Here is a 25,483-nt window from a genome sequence, read left to right as displayed (position 1 = left end):
ACCCTGGATAAAAAACGCCCAGCCAAGGGGCTGGGCGGAGCATGCCACTTCCATGTGGCGTATCCAGCGGATACATTCATGCTCCACCCAGCAATATCAACCCTTTGGCGATTACACAAATATCAATTTAACATGCTGATTTAATATGGTTTTATTTCACGTTTCTGGCAAACTGCGCACGTGTTCGGGTCGGGGGCGCCCGCAGAACAAGATCCTGATCACATTTGTCCATCCCGGCCACCTTTTTTGGTATGAACTCTGAGGAACGTTTTTTATGCAGTTGGTCCTCTCTCTGCTTCAACAGATGAGCGTCAGCCTGGTGATCGCCTACCTCTTCTCCAAGAGCCCCCTGCTGCGTCCCCTGGCCAACTATTCCGTAAGACTTCCTCACAAGATACTGATATACATCATTTTTTCTTGTTTTTGCATCCTGGGCACCTATGTGGGACTGGATATTGACGATGCCATCGCCAATACCCGTGCCGTCGGTGCCGTGCTGGGGGGACTGCTGGGGGGGCCGCTGGTGGGTTTTTTGGTCGGACTGACCGGGGGTCTGCACCGCTACACCCTGGGGGGATTTACCGACCTCGCCTGCGCCATCTCCACCACCTGCGAGGGGCTGCTGGGCGGGCTGGTGCACTGGCGGCTGATGCGCTCGGGGCGTATGAATGCGCTGTTCGAACCCAGAATTGCGTTCTTCACGACATTTGGCGCTGAAATATTGCAGATGGTCATCATACTGCTGGTGGCGACCCCCTTTGACAAATCCCTGCTGCTGGTACGCACCATAGCCACTCCCATGATCCTGGCCAACTCCTGCGGTGCGGCGCTATTTATCAGCATGATCCGCGATCAGCAGCGGATGTATGAGAAGTTCTCCCGGGTCTTCTCCGCCAAGGCGCTCACCATTGCCAACCGCACCGTCGGTATCATGAGCCAGGGTTTCACCGCTGAGGCAAGCAGCAAGATAGCCCATATCGTAAAAGAGGAGACAGGGGTCGGCGCCGTCGCCATCACGGATACCGACAAGATCCTCGCCTTCATCGGCACGGGGGAAGATCACCACAAACCGGGTACTCCCATTGCCTCCGCCATCACGCTGCAGGCCATTGCCCAAAACAAGGTGCTGTTTGCCGATGGCAACAGCCAGCCCTACCGCTGCAGCCTCTCGCCCCAGTGCCAGCTTGGCTCAGTATTGGTGATACCGCTGCACGGTGATGAGGGGGTGATAGGCACCATCAAGCTCTATGAGCCCAAGAAGCGGCTGTTTCTCAAGATCAACCACACGCTGGGGGAAGGGATAGCCAACCTGCTGTCACAACAGTTGCTGGCCGGGCGACTGGAGCAGCAGCAGCGACTGCTGGTGCAATCCGAGCTCAAGCTCATTCAGGCCCAGATCAATCCCCATTTTCTGTTCAATACCCTCAATACCATCAGCGCCATTACCCGGCGCGATCCGGACAAGGCCCGGGAACTGCTGCTGCACCTGTCGCTGTTCTTTCGCAAGAACCTCAAGCGCCAGAGTGGCCTCGCCACCCTGCAGGAAGAGCAGGAACACTGCCAATCCTATCTGGAGATAGAGCTGGCCCGCTTTGGGGACAGGCTGACCGTCATCAACGAGATCCCGCCTCATCTTGCCAACCTGAAGTTGCCGAGCTTTACCCTGCAGCCGCTCATTGAGAATGCCATCAAGCACGGCATCTCGACCTTGCTGGAGCAGGGATACATCCGCCTTTATACCGAAGAGCATCAGGAGAGCGTGACTATCTGCGTGGAGGACAATGCCGGCACCTGGCAGGAGAAACCCGCAGGGGATGGTCTGGGCATGACCATAGTGGATCGGCGCCTCAAGAGCGCGTTTGGCAATCGTTATGGCGTCAGTGTCAGCTGCGAGCCGGAGCGCTGGACCCGCGTCTCCTTCACCCTGCCCAGAGACGCATCCGGATGCTGAACCTCCTGATATTGATGGGGTGCACTCCCTCCCCCCATGGCCACTCACCCATTGTCACTCTGTTCAGGAGATCCCATGATCCGCACACTCATCGTCGATGATGAACTCTATGCCCGTGAGGAGCTGGCCCTGCACCTTGGCCAGGACCCCGATATCGAGATCCTGGGCCAGGCGGCCAATGCCATCGAGGCTTTGCCACTGATACAGCGGCTCAAGCCGGATGTGGTGTTTCTCGACATCCAGATGCCCAAGCTGAGCGGCATGGAACTGGTCGCCATGCTGGATCCCCTGCCCCGTATCGTGTTTGTCACCGCCTTCGATGAATACGCCATCCAGGCCTTCGAAGAGAACGCCTTCGACTATCTGCTCAAACCGGTAGAGCCAGCCAGGCTGGCCAAGACGCTGGCTCGCCTCAAGCAGGATATCAGCCCCCAATCCATGGCGATGCTGGCTCCGGCTATCCGCCACATTCCTGGCTATTTGCACAACCGGGTGCGGCTGCTGCCCATCGAGCAGGTGGAGTACGCCTTCTCCGATCTCGGCGGTGTGCACGTCGCCTGTCAGGGCGAGCTGTTTCATACTCAGCTCACCCTTAAATCTCTGGAAGAGAAGACCCCCCTGCTGCGCTGTCACCGCCAGTATCTGATCTCTCCCGGCGCCATCTTCGAGATCCAGCTGCTGGAAAACCAGCTGGCCCAGATCGTTACCCCAAGCGGCGCCCGGGTACCGGTCAGCCGTCGCTACCTCAAGGAGCTCAAAGACGAACTGGGACTGGAATAGTGGCGTGGGACTGTGCGCCGGATCACAGCCGGCGACCACTCGAGTCACCATGGCGCCGCTCGGCGCGTTTCACCTGCCCTTGACAGACAACCCCATTAGACTGGCTGCGCACACCATAAAATAACAATGCAGGAGCGTAGCAATGATCTGGTTCTTCCTCTGTGTCGGCTTACTTGTCGCCGGCTATTTTATTTACGGCAAGTTCATCGAGCGGATATTTGGCCCGAAACCCGAGCGCGCCACCCCCGCCATCACCATGGCTGACGGGGTGGACTATGTGCCCATGTCGGACAAGAAAGTCTACCTGGTGCAACTGCTCAACATCGCCGGCGTCGGCCCCATCTTCGGCCCGATCCTCGGCGCCCTCTATGGTCCGGTCGCCATGCTATGGATCGTATTCGGCTGCATCTTTGCCGGTGCTGTGCACGACTACTTCTCCGGCATGCTGTCGGTGCGCGCCAAGGGCGCCTCCGTACCGACCGTGGTCGGTGAACATCTGGGCACGGTCGCCAAGCACTTCATGAACCTGTTTGCGGTCGTGTTGCTGATGCTGGTAGGCGTGGTCTTCGTACTGAGCCCGGCGGGCCTGCTGGCCAACCTCACCTCCACCGATCTGGTCTACTGGATTGTGGCGATTTTTGCCTACTACATCCTCGCCACCATAGTCCCCATCGACAAGATCATCGGTCGCTTCTATCCCATCTTCGGCGCCCTGCTGGTGTTCATGTCGGTCGGCCTCATCATAGGTCTCATCGTCTCCGGCAAAGGCTTCTACAACACAGGGATGGACTTCTCCAACCTGCACCCCACCGAGCTGCCGCTGTGGCCGCTGCTGTTCATCACCATCGCCTGTGGCGCCGTCTCCGGTTTCCATGCCACCCAGTCGCCGCTGATGGCGCGCTGCATGCAAAACGAGAAATCCGGCCGCTTCATTTTCTACGGCGCCATGATAGGTGAAGGGGTCATCGCCCTTATCTGGTGCACCCTGGGACTCTCCTTCTACGACAGCACAGAGGCGCTCAACGCTACCATGGCCAGCGGCGGCCCGGCGGCAGTAGTGCATGAAGTGTCCACCAGCCTGCTCGGCACAGTGGGCGGTATTCTGGCCATCCTCGGCGTGGTGATCCTGCCCATCACCTCCGGCGATACGGCGTTTCGCAGCGCCCGCCTGATTGTGGCTGACTTCCTCAACCTGACCCAGAAACCCATGGCCAAGCGTCTGCTCATCGCCATTCCCATGTTCATCCTTGGTTTTATCATCTCCAAGGCGGAGTTCGGGGTGATCTGGCGCTACTTCGGCTGGGCCAACCAGACCACGGCCGTGATCATGCTGTGGGCCGCGGCGGCTTATCTGGCCAAAGAGGGCAAGCTGCACTGGGTCTGCACCATTCCCGCCATGTTCATGACGGCTGTGGTGTTCACCTATCTGGCCAATGCCCCCATAGGTTTCGGGCTGGAGATGGGCATTTCCACCGTTATTGGCCTGGCATCCACCGCCGCCATTACCATTGCCTTCCTGCTGAAATACCGCCCGACCCTGGTCAGCAACCCAGGCGAAAGCTGAACATCACGCTGCAAATAAAGGGGGAGCCAAATTGGCTCCCCCTTTTTCGATCATCCGCGGCGGCTGGCAAGCACAAACAGGCGGCCTGTGTCACCAACCAAACGCGCACCTTTTCGCTCGTAAAAATGAGTCCTGCATCAATGTTTAATTATTCCATTCTGCTTAAGCTTCGATACAAGATCAGGCTGTAAAATCCCGCCGCATCCCGGATAAATATGTGATCTTTAATTGCTTTATCTAAAATTGAATCCAATGATTGGTTGTGCATCAAACCTGTGGAGACACCCATGTTCCTTGATTATTTTGCCCTTGGCCTGCTCTTCTTTGTCGGGCTGGTCATGTTCTACGGGATCATAGTGATCCACGATATTCCTTATGAAATAGCCAAACACCGTCAGCACCCCCATCAAGATGCCATTCATGTGGCGGGATGGGTCAGTCTGTTTACCCTGCATGTGCTCTGGCCCTTCCTCTGGATCTGGGCCACCGTCTATCGTCCTGATCGCGGCTGGGGCTTCAACCAGCGTCTGCAACAGGATGAAGACGAGATACAGCTTCTCAAGCAGGAACTCGCCGATCTCAAGGCACGCATCGATACCATCCAACAGACTGAACAACAGGGATAAATCATGGACCTGCTACTGATCCTGACCTACACGGCCCTGTGTGTGGCCGTGTTCAAGATTTTTCGCATCCCGCTCAACAAGTGGACTGTGCCCACGGCAGCGCTGGGTGGCGTGCTCATCATCGGCACCCTGATCATGCTGATGAACTACAACCACCCCTACTCCGAAATGGCCCGCAACTACTACGTCTCCACGCCGATTGTTCCCCTGGTGAAGGGGCGGGTCGTCGAGGTACCGGTACAAGCCAACCAGCCGGTGAAAAAAGGCGACGTACTGTTTCGTATCGAGTCCGAACCTTTCCAGCTGAAGGTGGATAGCCTGAGTGCGCGACTCGACGCCAACCGTGAACACCTCAAATCCATCGAGGCCAGACTGCGTTCTGCCAGACTGGACAGGGATCGCGCCAGTGACTTGATGCGGCGGGGAGTTGGCAAGCAGCGGGATCTCGATGTCACGCAAGCGAATGTGGACGACATAGTGGCCCAGATTGACCAGCAAAAAGCCACCCTGGAAGATCTGCAAGCCCAGCTGAACGAGGCAAAATACCAGCTGGCACAGACAGTGGTTTATGCCCCCAGTGATGGCCATGTGGTGCAGCTGGCCCTGCGCCCCGGCATGATTGCCACCCCTTTCATGTACCGCCCCGTGATGACCTTCATCCATAAAGACGATACCGCCTATGTCGGCTGGTTCTGGCAAAACAGCATGCAGCGTCTGGCAATTGGTGACGAGGCCGAAGTGGTGATCGATGGTATCCCCGGCAAGATCTTCAAAGGCACTGTCACCGCCGTGGTACCGGCTATCGCCGCCGGCAATGTCCAGGCCAATATTGGTCTGCTGGATCAGACAACAGCGGTACGTCCGGGTCGTCTGCCTGTGGTCATCTCCATCACGGATCCCGAGTGGCACAAGTATCAGGTGATCGCTGGCGCAAGTGGTCAGGCCGCCATCTATACCCAGCACTTCCACCATGTTTCCGTGATGCGCAAGGTGCTGCTGCGCATGGCAAGCTGGATGAACTACGTCTTCCCCTTCCATTAATCAGAATAAGGGATCCCAGCGGGCCGGCATCATGCCGGCCCGCTGTTTTTGTGGCGCCAAGATCCCTATAATGGCGCCATCCTGCACCACATCCGTTCCCCATGTTTGTTCTCAGACCCTATCAAATCGAGGCCGTCAACGCCGTTATCAGCCACTTTCGTCGGCATCCTGACCCTGCTGTGGTAGTGCTGCCAACCGGTGCGGGCAAGAGCCTGGTGATCGCCGAACTGGCCCGCAAGGCCCGTGGCCGGGTGCTGGTGCTGGCGCACGTCAAGGAGCTGGTGGAGCAGAACCACGCAAAGTACGAAGCCTGGGGGCTCAAGGCCGACATCTTCGCCGCTGGTCTGGATCGCAAGGAGGCCAAGGCCCAGGTGGTATTTGGCTCGGTACAATCGGTCGCGCGCAATCTGGATGCCTTCGATGGCGCCTTCTCGCTGCTGATCATCGATGAATGTCACCGGGTGTCGCTGGATGACGAGAGCCAGTACCACCAGGTGTTGGGCCATCTCAAAGCCAGCAATCCGGCCCTGAAAATTCTCGGCCTCACCGCCACGCCTTACCGCCTGGGGCTGGGCTGGATCTACCGGCGTCACTATCACGGCATGGTAAAGAGCCATGGCGAGCGTCTGTTTGGCGATTGCGTGTTCGAGCTCCCCTTGCGCTTCATGGTGAAAAATGGCTACCTGACGCCGCCACGGCTCATCGACGCCCCCATAGTCCACTACGACTTCAGCAAGCTGGTTGCGCGGGAGAATGGCCTGTTCAGCGAGGCGGATCTCAACGGCGAGCTAAAACGTCAGCAGCGGGTCACCCCCCATATCCTGAGCCAGGTGCTGGAATATGCAGCCGATCGACAAGGGGTCATGATCTTCGCCGCCACCGTCGAACATGCTGGTGAGATCCAGGGGCTGCTGATTGCAAAATCCCAGACGGCAGCCCTCATTACGGGCGAGACACCGGGCCCGGAACGCGATGCCCTCATCAGCGCCTTCAAGGCGCGGGAGATCAAGTTTTTGGTCAATGTGGCTGTGCTCACCACAGGTTTCGATGCTCCCCACGTCGATCTCATCGTCATGCTGCGCCCCACTGAGTCGGTGTCGCTCTATCAGCAAATCGTGGGCCGCGGTCTTCGCCTCTCACCAGGCAAGGCCGATTGTCTGGTGCTCGATTACGCGGGCAACAACTTCAACCTGTTCGCTCCCGAGGTGGGTGAACCCAGACCCCACGCCGGCACCGAGCCGGTACAGGTGCCCTGCCCGGCTTGCGGTTTTGCCAACACCTTCTGGGGCAAGACTGATGAAGAAGGCAAGGTGATTGAGCACTACGGCCGTCGCTGTCAGGGGCTGTTTGAAGATGACGAGGGCCACCGCGAGGAGTGTGACTACCGCTTTCGCGCCAAGGTGTGTCCCGCCTGCGGCGCCGAAAACGACATCGCCGCCCGCCGCTGCCAGAATTGTGATCAGCTGTTGGTGGATCCGGACGACAAGCTCAAGGAGGCCCTCAATCTGAAAGACTGCATGGTCATTCGCTGCGCCGGTCTCACCCTCACAACGGGCCGTGGCAAACAGGGGGAGCGGCTGGAGGTGACCTATCACGATGAGGATGGTCTTACCCTGATGGAGTACTTCGGTTTTCACTCCCCGGGTGCACGGCGCTTGTTTCAACAGCGCTTTGTGCGTCATCATTGGCCCGCCCCGGGCCTGGAGCCGGAATTCACCACTCTGGAGAGCGTGCTGGCCGCATCAAACCAGTTTCGTCACCCCGACTTTGTCATCGCCCGCAAGTCAGGTCGCTTTTGGCAGGTGAAAGAGAAAATTTTTGATTATGAAGGCCGGTACCGCGCCGCCAATGCCCTTGGCTGAGCGTGGCTCATACCTTGGCCGGTGAACGTAAACATAGTGATTATCAGGGTGGGTAGCGCACTACCGACCCCTTCGTTAAGTTAGAGGATCTTATGCAGCGGCTGTTGATTGGTTTTTGTGCTCTATTTTCCACACTTGTTCCGACTCTGGTTCAAGCCGCCACGCTGACGCCGCCCAAGGGGGGCCAGTACGCCATCATAGTGCAGGGCAATGGCGGCATAGAGTTAGCCCGCAATGCCGATGACATGATAGCCCCCGCCTCCACCATGAAGGTGCTCACCGCCCTGGCGGCACGGCTCGAGCTCGGTGCCGACTTCCGTTTTACCACCGACATTCAGGCCCAGCCAGGTGCCAAACAGGGTGATGCCATCAATGGCGACATCTGGATCAACTTCGTCGGCGACCCCACCTTGTCACGGATGGATCTGCTGGCCCTGTTCAAGCAGCTCGGCGTCAACCGCATCAAGGGCAATGTCTACGTCAATACCGGTGCCTATAACGGTTACGAGCGAGGTAACGGCTGGTCCTGGGGGGATCAGACCCTCTGCTTCGCAGCCCCCGTCTCCTCTGTCATCATCGACAAGAACTGCGCCTACGCCACCATTACAGCCACCCAGATTGGTCGCCCCGCCACCGGCAACGTCGCCACCGGCGTGCCCATCGGCATTGGCACCGACAGGGTGGAGGTGATGAGCTATGGCGACATGGCACGTCAGTTCTGCGCACTGGAAGTCGACATGGCCAAGGGCAACTTTTATGAGCTCAAAGGCTGCATCACCCCCAACAAGGAACCCCAGGGGCTTCGCTTTGCCATCCACGACGTGGAAGCCTGGGGCTGGGACAACATCCGCTGGGCAATGGACAGAGCAGGCATAGCACACGAAGGGCTGCTTCAGGTCACCCACAAGGCACCAGGCAGTGCCGAGACCCTGGGTACCCATTACTCTGTCTCATTGCCCATCATGCTCTCCAAGATGCTGAAGAAATCGGACAACCTCTACGCCGATACCTTCCTGAAAACGGTAGGCCGCCACTACTACAACAAGCCGGGCAGCTATCGCAGCGGCACCATGGCGGTACGCGCCATCCTGACCAAGCAGGGCATCGACCTCGGTAATGCCACCCTGGCCGACGGCTCCGGCCTCTCTGCCCATAACCTCATCAGCGCACGCCAGATGCTGTCTGTGCTCAACTTCATCCAGAAAAATGATGCCGAACTCGGTCTCATCAAGTTGCTGCCCAGCTCTCAGGTGGATGGCACCCTGGCCTGGCGTCGCAGCGTTACCGCCCCCATGATGAAAAACCGGGTGCATGCCAAGACAGGCACCATCACGGGTACCTCCAATCTGGCCGGTTTTATCGACACAGTCGGTGGCCAGCGCAAGGCGTTTGTCATGTTCCAGCGCGGCCTGTCGCAGGACCCGGCCACCCACGAGCGCTACCGTGCCAGCAAGGCACCCTGGCCCTGGACCGTATTTGAAAAGGGAGTGCTGGAGAGCATCTACCAGCAACAACCCATCCAGATCATCGAGCAGTAATGCGGGGAGCCCCCTTGCCAACAAGATGACTCTTATGCCCTGAACAAGGTTCTAGAAAGGAGTGCTGGAGAGCATCTACCAGCAACAATTCATCCAGGTCATCGAACAGTAATACGGGGAGCCACCTTGCCAGCAAGGTGACTCTTATGCCCTGAACAAGGCTCGGGAAAGGAGTGCAGGAGAGCATCTACCAGCAACAACCCATCCAGATCATCGAACAGTAATGCGGGGAGCCACCTTGCCAGCAAGGCGGCTCTTATGCCCTGAACAGGGTTCGAGAAAGGAGTGCAGGAGAGCATCTACCAGCAACAATTCATCCGGCTCATCGAGCAGTAATGCGTCGGCTTATCGGAAATGGCGAATGGTCATATCGACAATTTGCACTTTGATCGATACCGAGGCGGGGCTATGCTGTGCCCTGCCTCAATTCAACGGAGAGAGAAGATGTTTGCAGTGATTTTTGGTCGTCCCGGTTGCCCCTATTGTGTCCGTGCCAAGCAGATCGCCGAGCAACTGGTTGAACAGCGTGACGATTTCAATTTCCGTTACGTGGATATCCACGCAGAAGGCATCACCAAGGAAGATCTGGCCAAGAGCGCCGGCAAGCCGGTCAATACAGTGCCACAAATCTTCCTGGACGAGCAGCACATCGGTGGCTGCACCGATTTTGAAGCCTATGCCAAAGAGAACCTGGGTCTCTACCAGTAAGCTCTACTCCATAGAAAACAGGCGCCTGATGGCGCCTTTTTTTATGGTGAAAGTGACAGACTCAACCCCCCATCGGCGTGAAGCGGCTCACCACCTGCCCTTGATGCTCGATCCACTCCATGAACATGGCCACAGGGCGGGCATAGACGACCCCATCCTGCTCGGATTGGTAGACCACCAGCTGCTCCCGGGTTTCGGTGTGCAGGGCCAGGGTGAGCACCTGATAATAGCCCCCCTTGAAGTGGCGATAACGGCCGGGCGCGGGTGCATGCATGGACATACCTCTGTGAGTGGGGACTCGATGAACAAACGAAGAAGAAAGCCGCAGGCCCTGTTGTCTGCGCCCTCTTTATTATTCGCTGGCACGGGCGAGAAGGCGATTTAGGGCCCAAGCCAATCGTGCCATTGGATACGAATATTTCAACACAGTCGGGTAGCTTTGTTAATCAGCCCCTCATCTTTCACTAGTGAACCTCGGTTCACACAAACGATCGTGCTGAATTTAACGTTTCAGCAACCCTGTTTTAGGGCTAAAAATCAGGGAATTCTACTAAAAAGAAGATTGTTCTAGCATTCAATTCTGTGAAGAATAGGGGAAAAGAAATTTGATACTAAAAATCGCATTTTTCGCCAACGCGTCCCCACGGGGAAGGAAGCACACTCACCATGTTCACTATCGACAAGTCGCACAAGCTCGACGATGTCTGCTATGACATTCGCGGCCCGGTGCATAAAGAGGCTCGCCGTCTCGAAGACGAAGGCCACCGCATCATCAAGCTCAATATCGGCAACCCGGCCCCGTTTGGTTTCGATGCACCAGAAGAGATCATCAAGGATGTGATCCTCAACATGCCGCTGAGCCAGGGCTACTGCGACTCCAAGGGGCTCTTCTCGGCCCGCAAGGCAGTGATGCAGTACTACCAGCAAAAAGGGATGCGCAAGGTCGATATCGATGACATCTACATCGGCAATGGCGCCAGCGAACTGATCGTGATGGCCATGCAGGCGCTGCTCAACAACGGCGACGAGATGCTGGTGCCCTCCCCCGACTATCCGCTGTGGACCGCGGCGGTGACCCTCTCCGGCGGCCATGCGGTGCATTATCGCTGCGATGAAGGGGCCGACTGGTATCCGGATCTGGATGACATCCGCGCCCGCATCACACCACGCACCCGTGGTCTGGTGCTGATCAACCCCAACAACCCGACCGGCGCCGTCTACGGCAGCGAGTTCCTGCTGGAAGTGATCGAGATAGCTCGCCAGCACAACCTCATCATCTTCGCCGACGAGATCTACGACAAGATCCTCTACGACGACATCTCCCACACCAGCGTCTGCACCCTGTGTGACGATGTGATGGTGGTGACCTTCAACGGCCTCTCCAAGGCCTATCGTGCCTGTGGCTTCCGTCAGGGCTGGATGGTCATTACCGGGCCCAAGGGCCGTGCAAAGGGGTATATCGAGGGGCTGGAGATGCTGGCCTCCATGCGACTGTGTGCCAACGTGCCCATGCAGCACGCCATCCAGACCGCCCTTGGCGGCTACCAGAGCATCAACGAGCTGATCCTGCCGGGCGGTCGCCTGCGCAAGCAGCGGGACAAGGCGTGGGAGCTCTTGAACGAGATCCCCGGCGTCTCCTGCGTCAAACCCAAGGGGGCGCTCTACATGTTCCCGCGCCTCGATCCCAAGGTGTACGACATTCGTGACGACCAGAAGATGGTGTTCGACCTGCTGCAGCAGGAGAAGCTCTTGCTGGTGCAGGGTACCGGCTTCAACTGGCCGGCGCCGGATCACTTCCGGCTGGTATTCCTGCCCCGGGAAGAGGAGCTGGAAGAAGCCATCGGCCGCCTCGCCCGCTTCCTCAAGGGCTACAAGCAGTAAGCACGGCTCATGAAAAAGGCTCCTTCGGGAGCCTTTTTGCTATCTGTCATGTGCAGCTGAATCATCAGCCATGCAACAGGGTGCCCGCCACCAGCACCGCCATTGTGATGAGGGCCACCCCGACGATGAAGGGCAGCACCCAGCGCACGAAGCGATCGTAGGGGATCCTGGCCAGCGCCAACCCCGCCACCAGATGGGCAGCGGTGGGAGCGAACAGGTTGATCCAGCCGGAGGCGGATTGATAGGCGGTGATCACCAGATCCCGCGAGATACCGGAAAAATCCGCCAGCGGCCCCATCAGCGGCATGGAGACGGTCGCCAGCCCCGAGGTTGAGGGAATAAAAAAACTAAGAATGATGTGCACCAGATAAGCCATCAGGATGAACACCGACGAGGAGAGACCGCTCACCAGCCCTTCGGCCCAGTGCAAAATGGTGTCTATGATGACGCCCTGCTCCATCACCACATAGATGCCACGCGCCACCGCCACCACCAGCGCCACCCCGATGAGATCCCGCGCTCCGCTCAGGAAAGTCGCCACATAGTTGGACTCGGGCATCCGGTTGATGAGCGCTATCAGGATGGAAGCGCTGAAAAACAGGGTGGAGAGCTCGTCAAACCACCAACCCAGGGTTGGCAGCAGATCTATCCCCAGATCCGACCAGGGCACCACCGCATAGATCATCAGCAGGAAGGTGCCGAAGAACACCAGCATGGTGAGCTTCTGCTTGCCGGTAAAGGCCGAGTCGCTGCGCTTCATCTGGGAGAATTCATCGTCATAGACGATGTCCGCCAGCACGGAGCGGGACTTGTCCTGCTGCACCTGCTTGGCGTAGCGCATCACGAACCAGGAAGCGAAGATCACCAGCAGCAGCCACTGGATGACCCGCAGCCCAATCCCCTCCCCGATGGGAATACCGGCAAAACCGGAGGCGATGCCGGTGGCAAACGGGTTGACGGTGGAGGCGAGCACACCGACGCCGGAGCCAAGCAGGATGATCCCCGCCGCCACCATGCGATCGAAGCCTGCCGCCATCATGACGGGCACGATGAGCGCCCAGAAGGCCACCGTCTCTTCCGCCATGCCGAAGGTGGAGCCGCCGAGGGCAAACAGAGCGATCAGCACCGGGATCAGCAGCCGCTCGCGCCCGGCGAAGGTGCGCACTATGGCCCCCACACCCGCATCCAGCGCGCCGCTTTGCATGGTCACCGCCAGAAAGCCGCCGATGATGAGCACGAACAGCGCCACGTCGGCCGCCTTGTGAAAGCCCTGAATGGGTGCCTCGAGCACCTCGAACACCCCTTGCGGCTGGGAGGGCAGCTCGGTATAGCTGCCGGGCACAGGCAGCAATCGCTCATCGCCGCTGTAATCGGCCACTGTGGCGGCCGCAACCGGCTGCTGGCTCTTGGCGGTGACATAGTCATATTTGCCCGCTGGCAGCACCCAGGTGAGGGCCGCCATCAGAGCGATGATGATGAACAGCAGTGTGTATACGGTGGGGAGTTGGCGCTTCTTGGGCGCCTCATGTGGGGTGGTCATAGCTTCCATTCCTCGGCAGCGCCGTCATGTGATCCGACAGCGCAAGATTAGCGGGTTTGATATGGGGAAAAGGTGATCGCGGATAATAAAATTTCGTGATTTCACCAGATTGTTGACAAAAAAACAGGGCCCCGCAGGGCCCTGTTTTCACCTGAGTCAGACTCAGAGCTCAACCACGTCGAATTTCACGTCCGGGTTCACATCAGCCTCGTAATCCACCTCGGCCAAACCGAAACCGAACAGGCGCAGGAACTCCTGCTTGTAGCCGGTGTAGTCGGTAAGCTCGGAGAGGTTCTCGGTGGTGATGGAAGGCCAGAGATCACGGCAGGTCTGCTGCACGTCTTCACGCAGTTCCCAGTCATCCATGCGAATGCGGGCCTGCTCGTCCAGCGCCAGCTCTTCCCCATAGAGACGGGTACGCATCATGCGGTAGACCTGCTCCATGCAACCTTCGTGGATACCCTTCTCCTTCATGATCTTGAAGGCCATGGAGATATAAAGCGGCATCACCGGAATGGCAGAAGAGGCCTGGGTCACCACGGATTTCAGCACGGCCACGTGAGCGGTGCCGCCCTTGGCGGCCAGATCGCCACGAATGGCGGTGGCGGCGCGATCCAGATCTTCCTTGGCGCGACCCAGGGTACCGTGCCAGTAGATGGGCCAGGTCAGGTCGGTGCCGATATAGGAGTAAGCCACGGACTTGGCGCCGTCGGCCAGCACACCTGCATTGCGCAGGGCCGCCATCCACAGCTCCCAATCCTGACCGCCCATGACGGTGATGGTGTTCTGGATCTCTTCCTCATTCGCCGGCTCGACGGTGGCGGTGATGATCTGATCCTTGTTGGTATCGATGGCGGTGGTGGTGTAGGTCTCGCCGATGGGTTTCAAGGCTGAGCGCACCACTTCACCGGTATCCGGCATCTTGCGTACCGGCGAGGCCAGGGAGTAGACAACCAGGTCAATCTGGCCCAGATCGGCCTTGATAAGCTCGATCACCTTGGCGCGGCATTCGTTGGAGAAGGCATCGCCGTTGACACTTTTCGCATACAGACCCGCCTCTTTGGCGGCCTTGTCGAAAGCGGCCGAGTTATACCAGCCCGCAGTCGCCGTCTTGGTTTCGCTGCCGGCTTTTTCGAAGAAGACGCCTATGGTGGCAGCACCGCTACCGAAGGCAGTGGCAATCCGGGAGGCCAGACCATAACCGGTGGAAGCGCCAATCACCAGCACTCGCTTGGGACCATTGGCAATCATGCCCTGCTCCTGGGTGTAAGCAATCTGACGACGAACATTGGCTTCACAGCCGACCGGGTGAGTGGTGGTGCAGATAAAGCCGCGAACCTTGGGTTTGATAATCATAGAGGGGTCTCGACACCGTTAAATGGATGAAATCGGGGCATAAGATACCTCATCTTGCTGCCCTAGGGTGCTCTGATGTGTTGGACTGCGGGGAAAATGAACAGATCCACGGTATCCGCACGGCCAAAACCGGGCCGGCGCCAGGGAGATGGCGCAGGAATAAGCCAAGGCATGAGGCCTGTGCCGGCCGCACACCCGAGTCTGCTCACCCCGATGGTGACCAGAATAAATAAAATAAAAACAGATAATTACCCTCCATATCCGCGCCATTGGACAAATATTCTGTACTAGTATCCAGCCGGTCGACTATTGTCACGACAAGTCTCACAAGGGTCTCACGGAGGAGCTCCACCATGTTTTGGAAACGTAAGCACAGCAATGAACAACGCGAGCAAGAGGCGGCACTGGCGGAACTGGGCGCCTTCGAACAAGCCATTCAGTCCCGGGTACCCTATATCCAGTTCACGCCGGAGGGCGTGGTCACCTTCGTCAACGATCTTTTTCTCGATATCGTGGGCTATCAACGCGAGGAAGTGGTAGGCAAACACCACAGCACGCTCTGCTTCCCGGAAGATGTCAGTACGCCCGATTACGAGCTGTTGTGGAGCGCTCTGCGCAACGGCGAGTTTCGTAATGGCCGCTTCATTCGCCAGGCGAGGTCAGGCAAAGCCGTCTGGCTGGAAGCCACTTACTTTCCCATCATTGTTGATGGCAAGGTCATCAGGGTAGCCAAGGTCGCCTCGGACGTGACCCAGCAGCAGTCATCCCTGGAGCGGACCCAAGCCCTGCTGGCGGCGCTGGACAAGTCACTCGCCGTCATCGACTTTCAGCCTGATGGCACCGTCATCAACGCCAACCAGAACTTCCTGCTCTGTTTCGGATACCGGCTGGATGAGGTGGCGGGCAAGCACCACAGCATGTTCTGTGATGACGAGTTTTATCGGAAAAACCCCGACTTCTGGCGAGATTTGGGCTCGGGAAATATCCAGTCTGGTCTCTTCATGCGCCTTGGCCGCCACGGTGAAAAGATCTGGCTGGAAGCCACCTACAACCCCATCTTCAACCACGAAGGCAAGGTGATCAAAATCATCAAGCTGGCGAGCAACATCACTGAGCGGGTCGAAAAATCCATCTCGGTGCGCGAAGCGGCGCAAAAAGCGTGCGCCATCGCTGGTGAAACAGTGTCGAGCGCCGCCAAGGGGCGCGAGGTGATCGACAAGGTGCTGGAGACCTCGTCGCACATCAACACCTCGGTCAACGAGGTCAGCAGGCAGATTGAGAACCTCAACCAGCAATCGAAAAGCATCGAATCCATCATCTCGACCATCAGCGGTATCGCGGATCAGACCAATCTGTTGGCACTCAATGCCGCCATCGAGGCAGCCCGGGCCGGTGAGCAGGGTCGTGGCTTTGCCGTAGTGGCGGATGAGGTACGCCAACTGGCTGCCAGAACCTCCAGCTCCACTGGCGAGATCATCTCGGTCATCAAGCTCAACTCGGACATCACCTCCAGGATCACCCAGACCGTCTCTGTGGTCTCTGACAAGGCCATGGCGGGCCAGGAGCAGGCCAGCATCATTGCCACCGTCATCAAGGAGATCATCGAAGATGCCAACTCCGTCTCCGCCACGGTCAAGGACTTGTCCATCTGATAAGGAATGGCGATGCAAGGCAACAAGCGGCGGGGATCTCGTCGCTTGTTCCATTCTGTAGAATGGTTGTCCGCAAGGCGACACAACCGCAGGGCGGCGCAGATGGCCATATTGATGTGGGCGGCAAGAGTGTGGCGAGCAAGGGGTGAACAGGCGCTATGCCCTCGCCCATCCCCGGCGTTCGAGATAACCAGACCCGATACTCAGCCTTCCCCCTTCATATAATGGCGAGCCGCTTCGTCAGCCTGCATCAGGGCGGCCTCCCACAGTTCAGCGATCAGCAGCCCCTCCTCTCCCACCGCCGCCTCCTCCAGTGCTTCCAGCGACCTGGCATCGTCCAGCGTAAAGGGATTATGGGTCAACAGGGCCTGTGCCCTGGTCAATAACATCATGCTGTTCATCGGCATTCTCCCGGATAAAGCCTGGCCAAGGTGATGAGCGACACACGCCCTTTGACTGTGCTGACTCTAGTCCATCGATCAGCCTCCGGGATAGATCAGCTGTCGGCGATAACCGGCTCGCGCACTTTGCGCCGAGCGGGCAGCTGGCCCACGGCAATCCCCAGCAGGACGGCGCCACAGGCAAGCCATTGCAATGGCGTCAGAGTTTCACCGAGCAGCAGATAGGCCAGCAACAGAGTAAAGACCGGAATGAGGTTCACATAGGCCGCTGCCAGGGTCACCTTGACCTGGGTCACCGACCAGTTGTAGAGCAGGTAGGCTCCGAGCGTCACAAAGGCGCCAAGAAAGACGATGACCGCCATGTCCTGCCAGGCCCAGGCGGTGGGCCAGGGTTCGCTGAAGGCGAAGGGGGCGAAAAAGAGGGTACCGACGAAGGCCTGCAGCGCTGTCAGGGTCAGCACGCCATAGCGGCTGGAGAGCTTCTTGAAGACCACAGAATAGGTGGCGGCGCACAGCATGGCCGCCATCTCCAGGCTGTTGCCGAGCAAGGCGTTGGGGGCAAACTCATCCACGCCGCTACCCAGCCCCAACAGGGCAATGCCAATGATGGCGATGGCAAAGCCGAGCAACTGGCGGCGACTGACCCGCTCCTTGAGCAGCACAAAGGCCACCAGGGCCACGATGAGCGGCAACAGGGCACAGACCATGCCCGCCTGACCGGCACTGGTGTAACGCAGGGCATTGACCTCCAGCAGGAAATAAAGGCAGGGCTCCAGTCCCCCCATCAGGGCCAGCCAGCGCCAATCCCACTTTTGATAGGTGAAACTGCCCAGATAGCGGTAGCAGAGCAGCCAGCAGAGCGCCGCCACACTCATGCGCATGAACAGCACCTGACCGAAACCCCAGATCCCCAGCACGTGCTTGAGGGCGATAAAGGAGCTGGACCAGAGCAGCATTGCCAGGGTCAGGGTAAAAATGGGTAAAGGGCGCACATTTCCTCCATGAAATTGGCCATTTGAATAATAACCATGCGGCCTTGCGGTTGTTTAAGGAGACCTAAAATCAGATAATACCGCCGCCTTCAAACCGGATAACCCATCTCCCATGACTGAGTACCTGCTTTTATTGGTCAGTACCGTGCTGATTAACAACTTCGTGCTGGTGAAGTTTCTTGGCCTGTGTCCCTTTATGGGCGTCTCCGGCAAGCTGGAGACCGCCGTCGGCATGGGGCTGGCGACCACCTTCGTGATGACGCTGGCCAGCGCCAGTTCCTATCTGATGGAACACTATATCCTGATCCCGCTGAACATCGCCTACCTGCGCACCCTTGCCTTCATTCTTGTGATCGCCGTCGTAGTGCAGTTCACCGAGATGGTTATCCGCAAGAGCAGCCCGACCCTCTATCGCCTGCTGGGCATCTTCCTGCCGCTCATCACCACCAACTGCGCCGTGCTGGGGGTGGCACTGCTGAGCATCAACGAGCGTCACAACTTCATTCAAAGCATCATCTACGGATTTGGCGCAGCCGCAGGCTTCTCGCTGGTACTGATACTGTTTGCCGCCATGCGTGAACGCCTGGTGGCGGCCGACGTTCCCACTCCGTTTCGCGGTGTGTCGATTGCCATGGTCACCGCCGGCCTGATGTCGCTGGCCTTTATGGGCTTTACCGGCCTGATCAAGATATAGCGCTATGACTCACATACTCTTTGCCGTTCTGGTACTGGCCCTGCTGGCCCTTGCCTTCGGAATCATTCTGGGCTTTGCCGCCGTCAAGTTTCACGTGGAAGCCGATCCCATCGTCGATCAGCTTGACGCCCTGTTGCCGCAAACCCAGTGCGGCCAGTGCGGTTACCCTGGCTGCAAACCTTATGCCGAGGCGCTGGCCAATGGCGATCAGATCAACAAGTGTGTGCCCGGTGGCGATGCCGCCATGCGCAAGATAGCCGACCTGATGGGGGTCGACCCTCAACCGCTGGGCAGTGCCGAGGCCGCCATCCCGGTCAAGAAAGTCGCCTTCATCCATGAAGATCAATGCATCGGCTGCACCAAGTGCATCCAGGCCTGTCCGGTCGATGCCATCGTCGGTGCCACCAAGGCGATGCACACCGTCATCACCGACGAGTGCACCGGCTGCGATCTCTGTGTCGATCCCTGCCCGACCGACTGTATCGAAATGATCCCTGTGCCGACCACGGTCGACAACTGGAAATGGGATCTGGCCAGCGTCGCCATTCCGGTCAAGATAGTGGAATAAACAGCGGAGTAACCATGCAGCATCTGCTCGAACGCATCAAAGCCGGCACTCTGTGGGATTTTCACGGCGGCATTCACCCTCCCGAGAACAAGCACCAATCCAGCCTGACACCCGTGGTGGACGCGGGTCTGCCGCCCCAGCTCATCATTCCGGTGCGCCAGCACGCAGGGCCGGCCGGCGATCTGCTGGTGCAGATCGGCGACAAGGTCAAGAAGGGTCAGCCGCTGACCCGCTATGACAAGGGCCGCATAGTGCCCGTGCACGCCTCGACCTCGGGCACCATCACCGCCATCGGCCACCATACTGTGGCGCACCCCTCGGGTCTCGATGATCTCTGCATCACCCTGACGCCGGATGGGGAGGATACCTGGGGTGAGCACCAGGGCAAGCCAGACTACTGGAATCTGGATCGAGGCGAACTGCTCGAGCGCATCCAGCAGGCCGGCATTGCGGGTCTGGGCGGCGCAGTGTTCCCGACTCACAGCAAGCTGGACGGCCGCGGTCAGCTCACCGAGATCCTGATCGTCAACGGGCTGGAGTGTGAGCCCTACATCAGCACAGATGATCGGCTGATGCAGGAGTATGCCGACGAGATCATGGACGGCATCCGGGTGCTCAAGCATCTGCTCAAACCCAAATTGACCCTGATCGGGGTGGAAGACAACAAACCCGCCGCCATTGCCGAACTGACTCGCCACGCCACCGACGAGGACGTGCTGGTGAAGACGGTGCCGACCAAGTACCCCTCGGGTGGTGCCAAGCAGACCATAGAGCTGCTTACCGGCCGTCAGGTGCCCAAGGGTGGGCGGGCGGTGGACATGGGCATCATGGTGCTCAACGTGGCAACCGTGTTCGCCATCAAGCGCGCCATCATCGACGGCGAGCCGCTCATCTCCCGCATCGTCACCCTGACTGGTGACGCCTTCAAGAAGCCAGGCAATGCCTGGGTACTGCTGGGCACGCCAGTGCGCTGGCTGTTGCAGCGTTTCGAGCTGCAACCCGAGGTGGACCAGAGGGTCATCATGGGAGGCCCCATGATGGGCTTCACCCTGCCCCACGCCATGGTTCCCGTGGTCAAGGCCACCAACTGCCTGCTCTCCCCGACCCGTGCCGAGCTGCCGCCCCCCGGTCCCGAGCAAGCCTGCATCCGTTGCAGCGCCTGTGCCGATGCCTGCCCGGCCAATTTGCTGCCCCAGGAGCTCTACTGGTACAGCCGCGCCAAGGAGTACGACAAGGCCGAAGGGCTCAACCTGTTCGACTGTATCGAGTGCGGCGCTTGCGCCTGGGTCTGCCCCAGCCAGATCCCTCTGGTGCAGTACTACAAGATTGCCAAGGATGATATTCGCGAGGCCCGTGCCGAGGCCGAAAAAGCCGAGCGTGCCAAGCTGCGTTTCGAGGCCAAGCAGGCACGCTTCGAGCGGGAAAAAGCGGCCCGAGAAGCCCGCCATGCCGAGGCTGCGGCACAGCGCCGCCAGGCCATGACGGCCAGTGGAGGGGAAGATCCCGTCGCTGCCGCCCTCGCCCGCATCAAAGCCAAGCAGGAAGTCACGGCCAGCGCTGTTGGCGAGCAGCCAGACAACAGCGCCATGATTGCCGCCCGCGAGGCGCGCAAGCAGGAGGCCCTCGCGCGGCGCGCCGCCAAGGCCGCCAGCAGCGGTGAACCCGCTGACGTTGCCGCCGTCGTTGCACCAACGCCAGAGACGCAGGATCCGAAAAAGGCCGCTATCGCAGCAGCCCTTGCTCGTGCCAAGGCCAAGAAAGCCGCGCAAGCTTCGGATGAAAACATCGCCAAGCCCGAGGCTATGGCTAACGAGGCCCAGCCGCTCAGCGAACCCGCACTGGCGACTGCCGAGGTCGACCCCAAGAAAGCAGCCATTGCCGCTGCCATCGCTCGGGCCAAAACCAAGAAGGCCGCTCAAGCTGCGGATGAAAACGTCGCCGAGCCTGAGGCTATGGCTCACGAGGCCCAGCCGGTAAACGAACCCGCACCGGCGACTGCCGAGGTCGACCCCAAGAAAGCAGCCATTGCCGCAGCCATCGCACGGGCCAAGGCAAAAAAAGCCGCGCAAGCGGCGGATGAAAACGTCGCCGAGCCCGAGGCTATCGTTACCGAGACCCAGCCGGCCAGTGAACCCGCACCGGCAGTTGCCGAGGTTGACCCCAAGAAAGCAGCCATTGCCGCCGCCATCGCTCGGGCCAAGGCAAAAAAAGCCGCGCAAGCGGCGGATGAAAACATCGCCGAGCCCGAGGCAACGGCTACCGAGGCCCAGCCGGTCGGTGAACCCGCACCGGCGACTGCCGAGGTCGACCCCAAAAAGGCAGCCATTGCCGCCGCCATCGCCCGTGCCAAGGCCAAGAAGGCCACTCAAGCGGCGGATGAAGACATCGCCCAGCCCGAGGCTATCGCTACCGAGGCCCAGCAGGCCAGCGAACCCGCGCTGGCGACTGCCGAGGTTGACCCCAAGAAAGCAGCCATTGCCGCCGCCATCGCGCGGGCCAAGGCCAAGAAGCTGGCAGCAGAGGCTGCCGCACAAGGCCTGACCACCCAAGCACAGTCACCTTCTCCATCGCCAGACAAGAGCCACTGATCCATGTTCAATATCGCGAGTGCGCCGTTTGCCCATAACCGCAAACAGACCCAAACCCTGATGTTGCTGGTGATCCTGGCTTGCCTGCCCGGCCTGCTGGCCCAGACCTGGTTCTTTGGCTGGGGTTCCTTCATCCAGATCCTGCTGGCGCTGGTGACAGCGCTGGGAGCTGAGGCGCTGGTGCTTCGCTTGCGCCGCCGCCCCATCAAGCCCGCCCTGATGGATGCCAGTGCCGCCTTGACCGCCGTGCTGATCGGCCTCTCTTTGCCCCCCCTGCTGCCCTGGTGGATGCTGGTACTGGGCACCGCCTTTGCCATCATCATCGCCAAGCACCTCTATGGCGGCCTGGGCCAGAACCTGTTCAATCCGGCCATGGTGGCCTATGTGTTGCTGTTGGTCTCCTTCCCCGTGCAAATGACCAGCTGGTTGCCGCCAGACACCATTCGCGCCTATGACATCGGCTTTGGCGATGCAGCGTCCGTCATCTTTACCGGCTTCAGCCTGGATGGCTACAGCATGGCGCAGCTCAAGCAGGGGGTGGATGGCCTCACCATGGCTACGCCACTCGATACCCTGAAGACAGGGCTGAATCAGGGGCTCACCACGGGTGAAGTGATGAGCCACGCCGTATTCGAGGGCTGGGGCGGCATCGGCTGGAGCTGGGTCAACCTGGGTTACCTGCTGGGCGGCCTGTTCCTGCTGCAGCAAAAAGTGATCAACTGGCGTATTCCGGGTGCCATCCTGGGCTCCTTGTTGCTGGCCGCAACCCTGGGTTATCTGATGACGCCGGATGCCACCGCCACCCCCATGTTCCATCTGTTCAGCGGTGCCACCATGCTGGGGGCCTTCTTCATCGCTACCGATCCGGTCAGCGCCAGCACCACGCCCCGTGGCCGTTTGGTATATGGCGTACTGATCGGCGTGCTGGTCTACCTTATCCGTCGCTTTGGCGGTTACCCTGATGCCTTCGCCTTCGCCGTGCTGCTGGCCAACTTGTGTGTTCCGCTGATCGACAGCCTGACACGTCCTAAGGTCTATGGAGACCGTCGCAAATGACCCCGGCGCAAACCTCACTCTCAGGAAGTATCCAATGTTAAAGAGCATGCGCAAAAACGGCGTCACGCTAGCACTGTTTGCCCTGGCCTGCACCGCCGTTGTGGTGCTGACCAACGAGCTGACCCGTGACAGGATCGCCCATCAGCAGCAGCTGGAAAAGCTGCGCACCCTCTCCGCCCTGTTGCCAGAGGGAAGCTATGACAACGACCTGGTGGCCAGTTGCAAGCTGGTACAGAGCAAAACCTATCTGGGCAGCGATCAGGCCATGCCGCTCTACACTGCAACCCTGAAAGGCGAGACCACGGGTTATGCGCTGGAAACCGTGGCACCTGACGGCTACAGTGGGGCCATTCGCCTCATCGTCGGTACCGATGCCAAGGGCAGCGTCAGTGCTGTGCGGGTGCTGGCCCACAACGAGACGCCGGGCCTGGGTGACAAGATAGAGCTGAAGAAATCGAGCTGGATAGACAGTTTTGTCGGCAAGTTCCTCAGCCGCGACAACGAGGCAAGTTGGGCAGTGAAAAAAGATGGCGGCGAATTCGATGCTTTCACCGGCGCCACCATCACCCCCCGCGCCGTGGTCAAGGCAGTGAAAAACCTGCTGCTGCTGGAGCAAACGCACCCTGAGTTGCTGCGTGATGCCCCTCCGTGCGACCCCACGCCATAAGCCTGGGCCCACACATATGAAACAGACTGATGTGCTATGCATATCCATGTGCCATCTCAGCCGGAGCCGATAAATGGAACACTCTCATACACTGGATGACCAGACCCCGATCAGTGAGGGCAAGGGCCGTCGTGAAGAGCTCAAGGAGCTGATGCTGCAAGGGCTGTGGAAGAATAACCCCTCCCTGGTGCAGGTGCTGGGGCTCTGCCCTACCCTGGCAGTTTCCTCCACCTTTACCAATGCGCTCGGACTGGGATTGGCCACCATGGCGGTGCTGGTGAGCTCCAACCTGGCCATCTCACTGGTGCGCGACCTGGTGCCCAAGGACATTCGCATTCCCATCTACGTGATGATCATCGCCGCCCTGGTCACCAGCGTGCAGCTGCTGATGAATGCCTATACCTATGGCCTCTATCAGGCGCTCGGTATCTTCATCGCCCTGATTGTCACCAACTGCGTCATCATAGGCCGGGCCGAAGCCTATGCCTCCAAGAATCCGCCCCTGCTGGCGGCATTGGACGGTTTCATGATGGGGCTGGGCTTTACCCTGGTGCTGCTGGTGCTGGGTGGCCTGCGGGAGATCATCGGCATGGGGACCTTGTTTGACGGTGCCGAATTGCTGCTGGGTGACTGGGCCAAGTCCCTGCGCATCGAGCTGTTTCATGCCGATGCCAGCCTGCTGCTGGCGATCCTGCCGCCGGGGGGCTTTATCGGGCTAGGCCTGATGATCGCCGGCAAGAATGCCATCAATGACTGGCGTGATCGCAAGCAAGCCGCCCCCCTTGCCGATAGCAGTGTGCCGGTGGCGGGTGTGCGCGCCACCCAGCTCTGACCTGAGATGTGAGAAACCATGAACAACCAGAAACGCAGGCAGATCCTGGAGCGACTGCGGGACAACAATCCCCATCCCACCACAGAGCTCAACTTCACCTCGCCCTTCGAGCTCTTGATTGCCGTGTTGCTGTCAGCCCAGGCCACCGACGTAAGCGTCAACAAGGCCACCGACAAGCTCTATCCGGTGGCCAATACCCCGGCCGCCATACTGGCGCTCGGGGTGGATGGGCTGAAACAGTACATCAAGACCATAGGCCTGTTTAACACCAAGGCCGAAAACGTCATCAAGACGTGCGCCATCTTGCTGGAACGCCATGGCGGCGAGGTGCCGGAGAACCGCGAAGCGCTGGAAGCGCTGCCCGGTGTGGGTCGCAAAACCGCCAACGTGGTGCTCAATACCGCCTTTGGCTGGCCCACCATCGCCGTCGATACCCACATCTTTCGGGTGTCGAATCGCACCGGCTTCGCGGTGGGCAAAAACGTTGATCAGGTGGAAGAGAAACTGCTGAAAGTGGTGCCTGCCGAGTTCAAGCTGGATGTGCACCACTGGTTGATCCTGCACGGCCGTTACACCTGTCTGGCTCGCAAACCGCGCTGTGGCTCCTGTATCATCGAAGACTTGTGTGAATACAAAGAAAAAGTCTATCCACAGGAATAAGGCAGCACGCAGGCTGTACGCTACAGCCCGCAAACTTCTGCTGCGATTCCTGTATCATCCAAGACTTGTGTGAGTACAAATATCTACCCGGAGAACTGAGCAATGAGAATTCTGCATACCATGCTGCGTGTTGGCGATCTGCAACGCTCCATCGACTTCTACACCCGAGTGCTGGGTATGAAACTCTTGCGCAAGAGCGAAAACAGCGAATACAAATACACCCTGGCCTTCGTTGGCTACGGTGACGAGAAAGACGAAGCCGTCATCGAGCTCACCTACAACTGGGGTGTCAGCGAGTACGAACTGGGCTCGGCCTACGGCCACATTGCGCTGGAAGCGGACGACATCTATGCCACTTGCGACGCCCTGCGCGCCGCCGGCGCCAAGATCACCCGCGAGCCAGGTCCAGTGAAGGGCGGTACCACTGTCATTGCCTTTGTGGAAGATCCGGATGGTTACAAGATTGAACTGATCGCCAAGAAAGATGCAGGCAGTGGCCTGGGTGACAGCTTCTGAGGCAATACCT

The 25,483-nt window shown here is 59.1% G+C and carries 23 protein-coding genes; 18 read left to right on the top strand and 5 right to left on the bottom strand.

The genetic code is table 11. The features are described 5' to 3' along the window. Positions 1-274: 274 nt before the first annotated feature. From GWQ31_RS04495 to GWQ31_RS04460, 8 genes are all read left to right on the top strand, one after another. Positions 275-1,951, top strand: coding sequence for a sensor histidine kinase (locus GWQ31_RS04495; protein ID WP_275908747.1), 1,677 nt, complete (start codon positions 275-277; stop codon positions 1,949-1,951). Positions 1,952-2,026: 75 nt separating this feature from the next. Continuing rightward, positions 2,027-2,731 carry a two-component system response regulator BtsR gene (btsR, locus tag GWQ31_RS04490; RefSeq protein WP_021139958.1) on the top strand — a complete coding sequence of 235 codons (705 nt, stop codon included), beginning with the start codon at positions 2,027-2,029 and terminating at the stop codon, positions 2,729-2,731. Positions 2,732-2,873: 142 nt separating this feature from the next. Then, positions 2,874-4,295 (top strand): carbon starvation protein A, encoded by a 1,422-nt coding sequence (locus tag GWQ31_RS04485; RefSeq protein ID WP_021139957.1) that lies wholly within the window; start codon positions 2,874-2,876, stop codon positions 4,293-4,295. A gap of 287 nt (positions 4,296-4,582) precedes the next feature. Further along, positions 4,583-4,921, top strand: a complete 339-nt coding sequence (locus tag GWQ31_RS04480) for a DUF3302 domain-containing protein (protein ID WP_005314799.1) — start codon at positions 4,583-4,585, stop codon at positions 4,919-4,921. A gap of 3 nt (positions 4,922-4,924) precedes the next feature. Then, positions 4,925-5,962, top strand: coding sequence for an HlyD family secretion protein (locus GWQ31_RS04475; protein WP_111588688.1), 1,038 nt, complete (start codon positions 4,925-4,927; stop codon positions 5,960-5,962). Between the two features lie 101 nt (positions 5,963-6,063). Then, entirely contained in the window at positions 6,064-7,824 is a 1,761-nt protein-coding gene (locus GWQ31_RS04470; RefSeq protein WP_275908746.1) for a DEAD/DEAH box helicase family protein, read from the top strand. A gap of 92 nt (positions 7,825-7,916) precedes the next feature. After that, positions 7,917-9,362 carry a D-alanyl-D-alanine carboxypeptidase/D-alanyl-D-alanine-endopeptidase gene (dacB, locus tag GWQ31_RS04465; protein WP_275908745.1) on the top strand — a complete coding sequence of 482 codons (1,446 nt, stop codon included), beginning with the start codon at positions 7,917-7,919 and terminating at the stop codon, positions 9,360-9,362. Between the two features lie 444 nt (positions 9,363-9,806). Beyond that, positions 9,807-10,070 carry a GrxA family glutaredoxin gene (locus tag GWQ31_RS04460; protein ID WP_005314790.1) on the top strand — a complete coding sequence of 88 codons (264 nt, stop codon included), beginning with the start codon at positions 9,807-9,809 and terminating at the stop codon, positions 10,068-10,070. A gap of 61 nt (positions 10,071-10,131) precedes the next feature. Here the strand turns inward: GWQ31_RS04460 and GWQ31_RS04455 are convergent, their stop codons facing one another. Next, positions 10,132-10,344 (bottom strand): DUF1653 domain-containing protein, encoded by a 213-nt coding sequence (locus GWQ31_RS04455; protein WP_005314787.1) that lies wholly within the window; start codon positions 10,342-10,344, stop codon positions 10,132-10,134. Positions 10,345-10,736: 392 nt separating this feature from the next. Here GWQ31_RS04455 and GWQ31_RS04450 point away from each other — a divergent pair, with 392 nt between their 5' ends. After that, the gene (locus GWQ31_RS04450; RefSeq protein WP_005314784.1) at positions 10,737-11,951 is read left to right on the top strand and encodes a pyridoxal phosphate-dependent aminotransferase; all 1,215 of its coding nucleotides are present in this window, start codon (positions 10,737-10,739) and stop codon (positions 11,949-11,951) included. A gap of 64 nt (positions 11,952-12,015) precedes the next feature. Here GWQ31_RS04450 and GWQ31_RS04445 read toward each other — a convergent pair whose 3' ends face one another. Together GWQ31_RS04445 and fabV are read right to left on the bottom strand one after the other, a co-directional pair. Further along, positions 12,016-13,491, bottom strand: coding sequence for a YfcC family protein (locus tag GWQ31_RS04445; RefSeq protein WP_275908744.1), 1,476 nt, complete (start codon positions 13,489-13,491; stop codon positions 12,016-12,018). 162 nt (positions 13,492-13,653) lie between these two features. Continuing rightward, positions 13,654-14,847, bottom strand: a complete 1,194-nt coding sequence (fabV, locus tag GWQ31_RS04440) for an enoyl-ACP reductase FabV (RefSeq protein WP_275908743.1) — start codon at positions 14,845-14,847, stop codon at positions 13,654-13,656. A 353-nt stretch (positions 14,848-15,200) separates the two neighbouring features. Here fabV and GWQ31_RS04435 point away from each other — a divergent pair, with 353 nt between their 5' ends. After that, positions 15,201-16,499: a methyl-accepting chemotaxis protein gene (locus GWQ31_RS04435; protein WP_275908742.1), complete on the top strand. Its 1,299-nt coding sequence runs from the start codon at positions 15,201-15,203 to the stop codon at positions 16,497-16,499. A gap of 203 nt (positions 16,500-16,702) precedes the next feature. On the opposite strand, the gene GWQ31_RS04430 is transcribed toward GWQ31_RS04435, so the two are convergent. Next, on the bottom strand, positions 16,703-16,900 hold the full coding sequence (locus tag GWQ31_RS04430; RefSeq protein ID WP_005310661.1) for a hypothetical protein: 198 nt from the start codon (positions 16,898-16,900) through the stop codon (positions 16,703-16,705). A 95-nt stretch (positions 16,901-16,995) separates the two neighbouring features. Further along, positions 16,996-17,892 carry a DMT family transporter gene (locus GWQ31_RS04425; RefSeq protein WP_275908741.1) on the bottom strand — a complete coding sequence of 299 codons (897 nt, stop codon included), beginning with the start codon at positions 17,890-17,892 and terminating at the stop codon, positions 16,996-16,998. 112 nt (positions 17,893-18,004) lie between these two features. Between GWQ31_RS04425 and rsxA the strand changes: the two genes are divergently transcribed. From rsxA to gloA, 8 genes are all read left to right on the top strand, one after another. Next, entirely contained in the window at positions 18,005-18,586 is a 582-nt protein-coding gene (gene rsxA / locus GWQ31_RS04420) for an electron transport complex subunit RsxA (RefSeq protein WP_005310657.1), read from the top strand. Between the two features lie 4 nt (positions 18,587-18,590). After that, positions 18,591-19,154 (top strand): electron transport complex subunit RsxB, encoded by a 564-nt coding sequence (rsxB, locus tag GWQ31_RS04415; RefSeq protein WP_275908740.1) that lies wholly within the window; start codon positions 18,591-18,593, stop codon positions 19,152-19,154. A gap of 14 nt (positions 19,155-19,168) precedes the next feature. After that, positions 19,169-21,742 (top strand): electron transport complex subunit RsxC, encoded by a 2,574-nt coding sequence (gene rsxC, locus GWQ31_RS04410; protein ID WP_275908739.1) that lies wholly within the window; start codon positions 19,169-19,171, stop codon positions 21,740-21,742. Positions 21,743-21,745: 3 nt separating this feature from the next. After that, positions 21,746-22,798 carry an electron transport complex subunit RsxD gene (gene rsxD, locus GWQ31_RS04405; RefSeq protein WP_275908738.1) on the top strand — a complete coding sequence of 351 codons (1,053 nt, stop codon included), beginning with the start codon at positions 21,746-21,748 and terminating at the stop codon, positions 22,796-22,798. 34 nt (positions 22,799-22,832) lie between these two features. Further along, positions 22,833-23,465: an electron transport complex subunit RsxG gene (rsxG, locus tag GWQ31_RS04400; RefSeq protein ID WP_059112211.1), complete on the top strand. Its 633-nt coding sequence runs from the start codon at positions 22,833-22,835 to the stop codon at positions 23,463-23,465. 73 nt (positions 23,466-23,538) lie between these two features. Beyond that, positions 23,539-24,297, top strand: coding sequence for an electron transport complex subunit E (locus GWQ31_RS04395; protein WP_265462831.1), 759 nt, complete (start codon positions 23,539-23,541; stop codon positions 24,295-24,297). Positions 24,298-24,315: 18 nt separating this feature from the next. Then, the gene (gene nth / locus GWQ31_RS04390) at positions 24,316-24,957 is read left to right on the top strand and encodes an endonuclease III (RefSeq protein WP_265422275.1); all 642 of its coding nucleotides are present in this window, start codon (positions 24,316-24,318) and stop codon (positions 24,955-24,957) included. A 102-nt stretch (positions 24,958-25,059) separates the two neighbouring features. Next, positions 25,060-25,473 carry a lactoylglutathione lyase gene (gloA, locus tag GWQ31_RS04385; RefSeq protein ID WP_005310643.1) on the top strand — a complete coding sequence of 138 codons (414 nt, stop codon included), beginning with the start codon at positions 25,060-25,062 and terminating at the stop codon, positions 25,471-25,473. Positions 25,474-25,483 lie beyond the last annotated feature (10 nt).

The sequence above is a fragment of the Aeromonas sp. 2MA4 genome, assembly GCF_029237305.1.
GTDB lineage: Bacteria > Pseudomonadota > Gammaproteobacteria > Enterobacterales > Aeromonadaceae > Aeromonas > Aeromonas salmonicida.
Note: the sequence above shows the minus strand (reverse complement) of the source record. Positions and strands in the feature narration are given on the sequence as shown.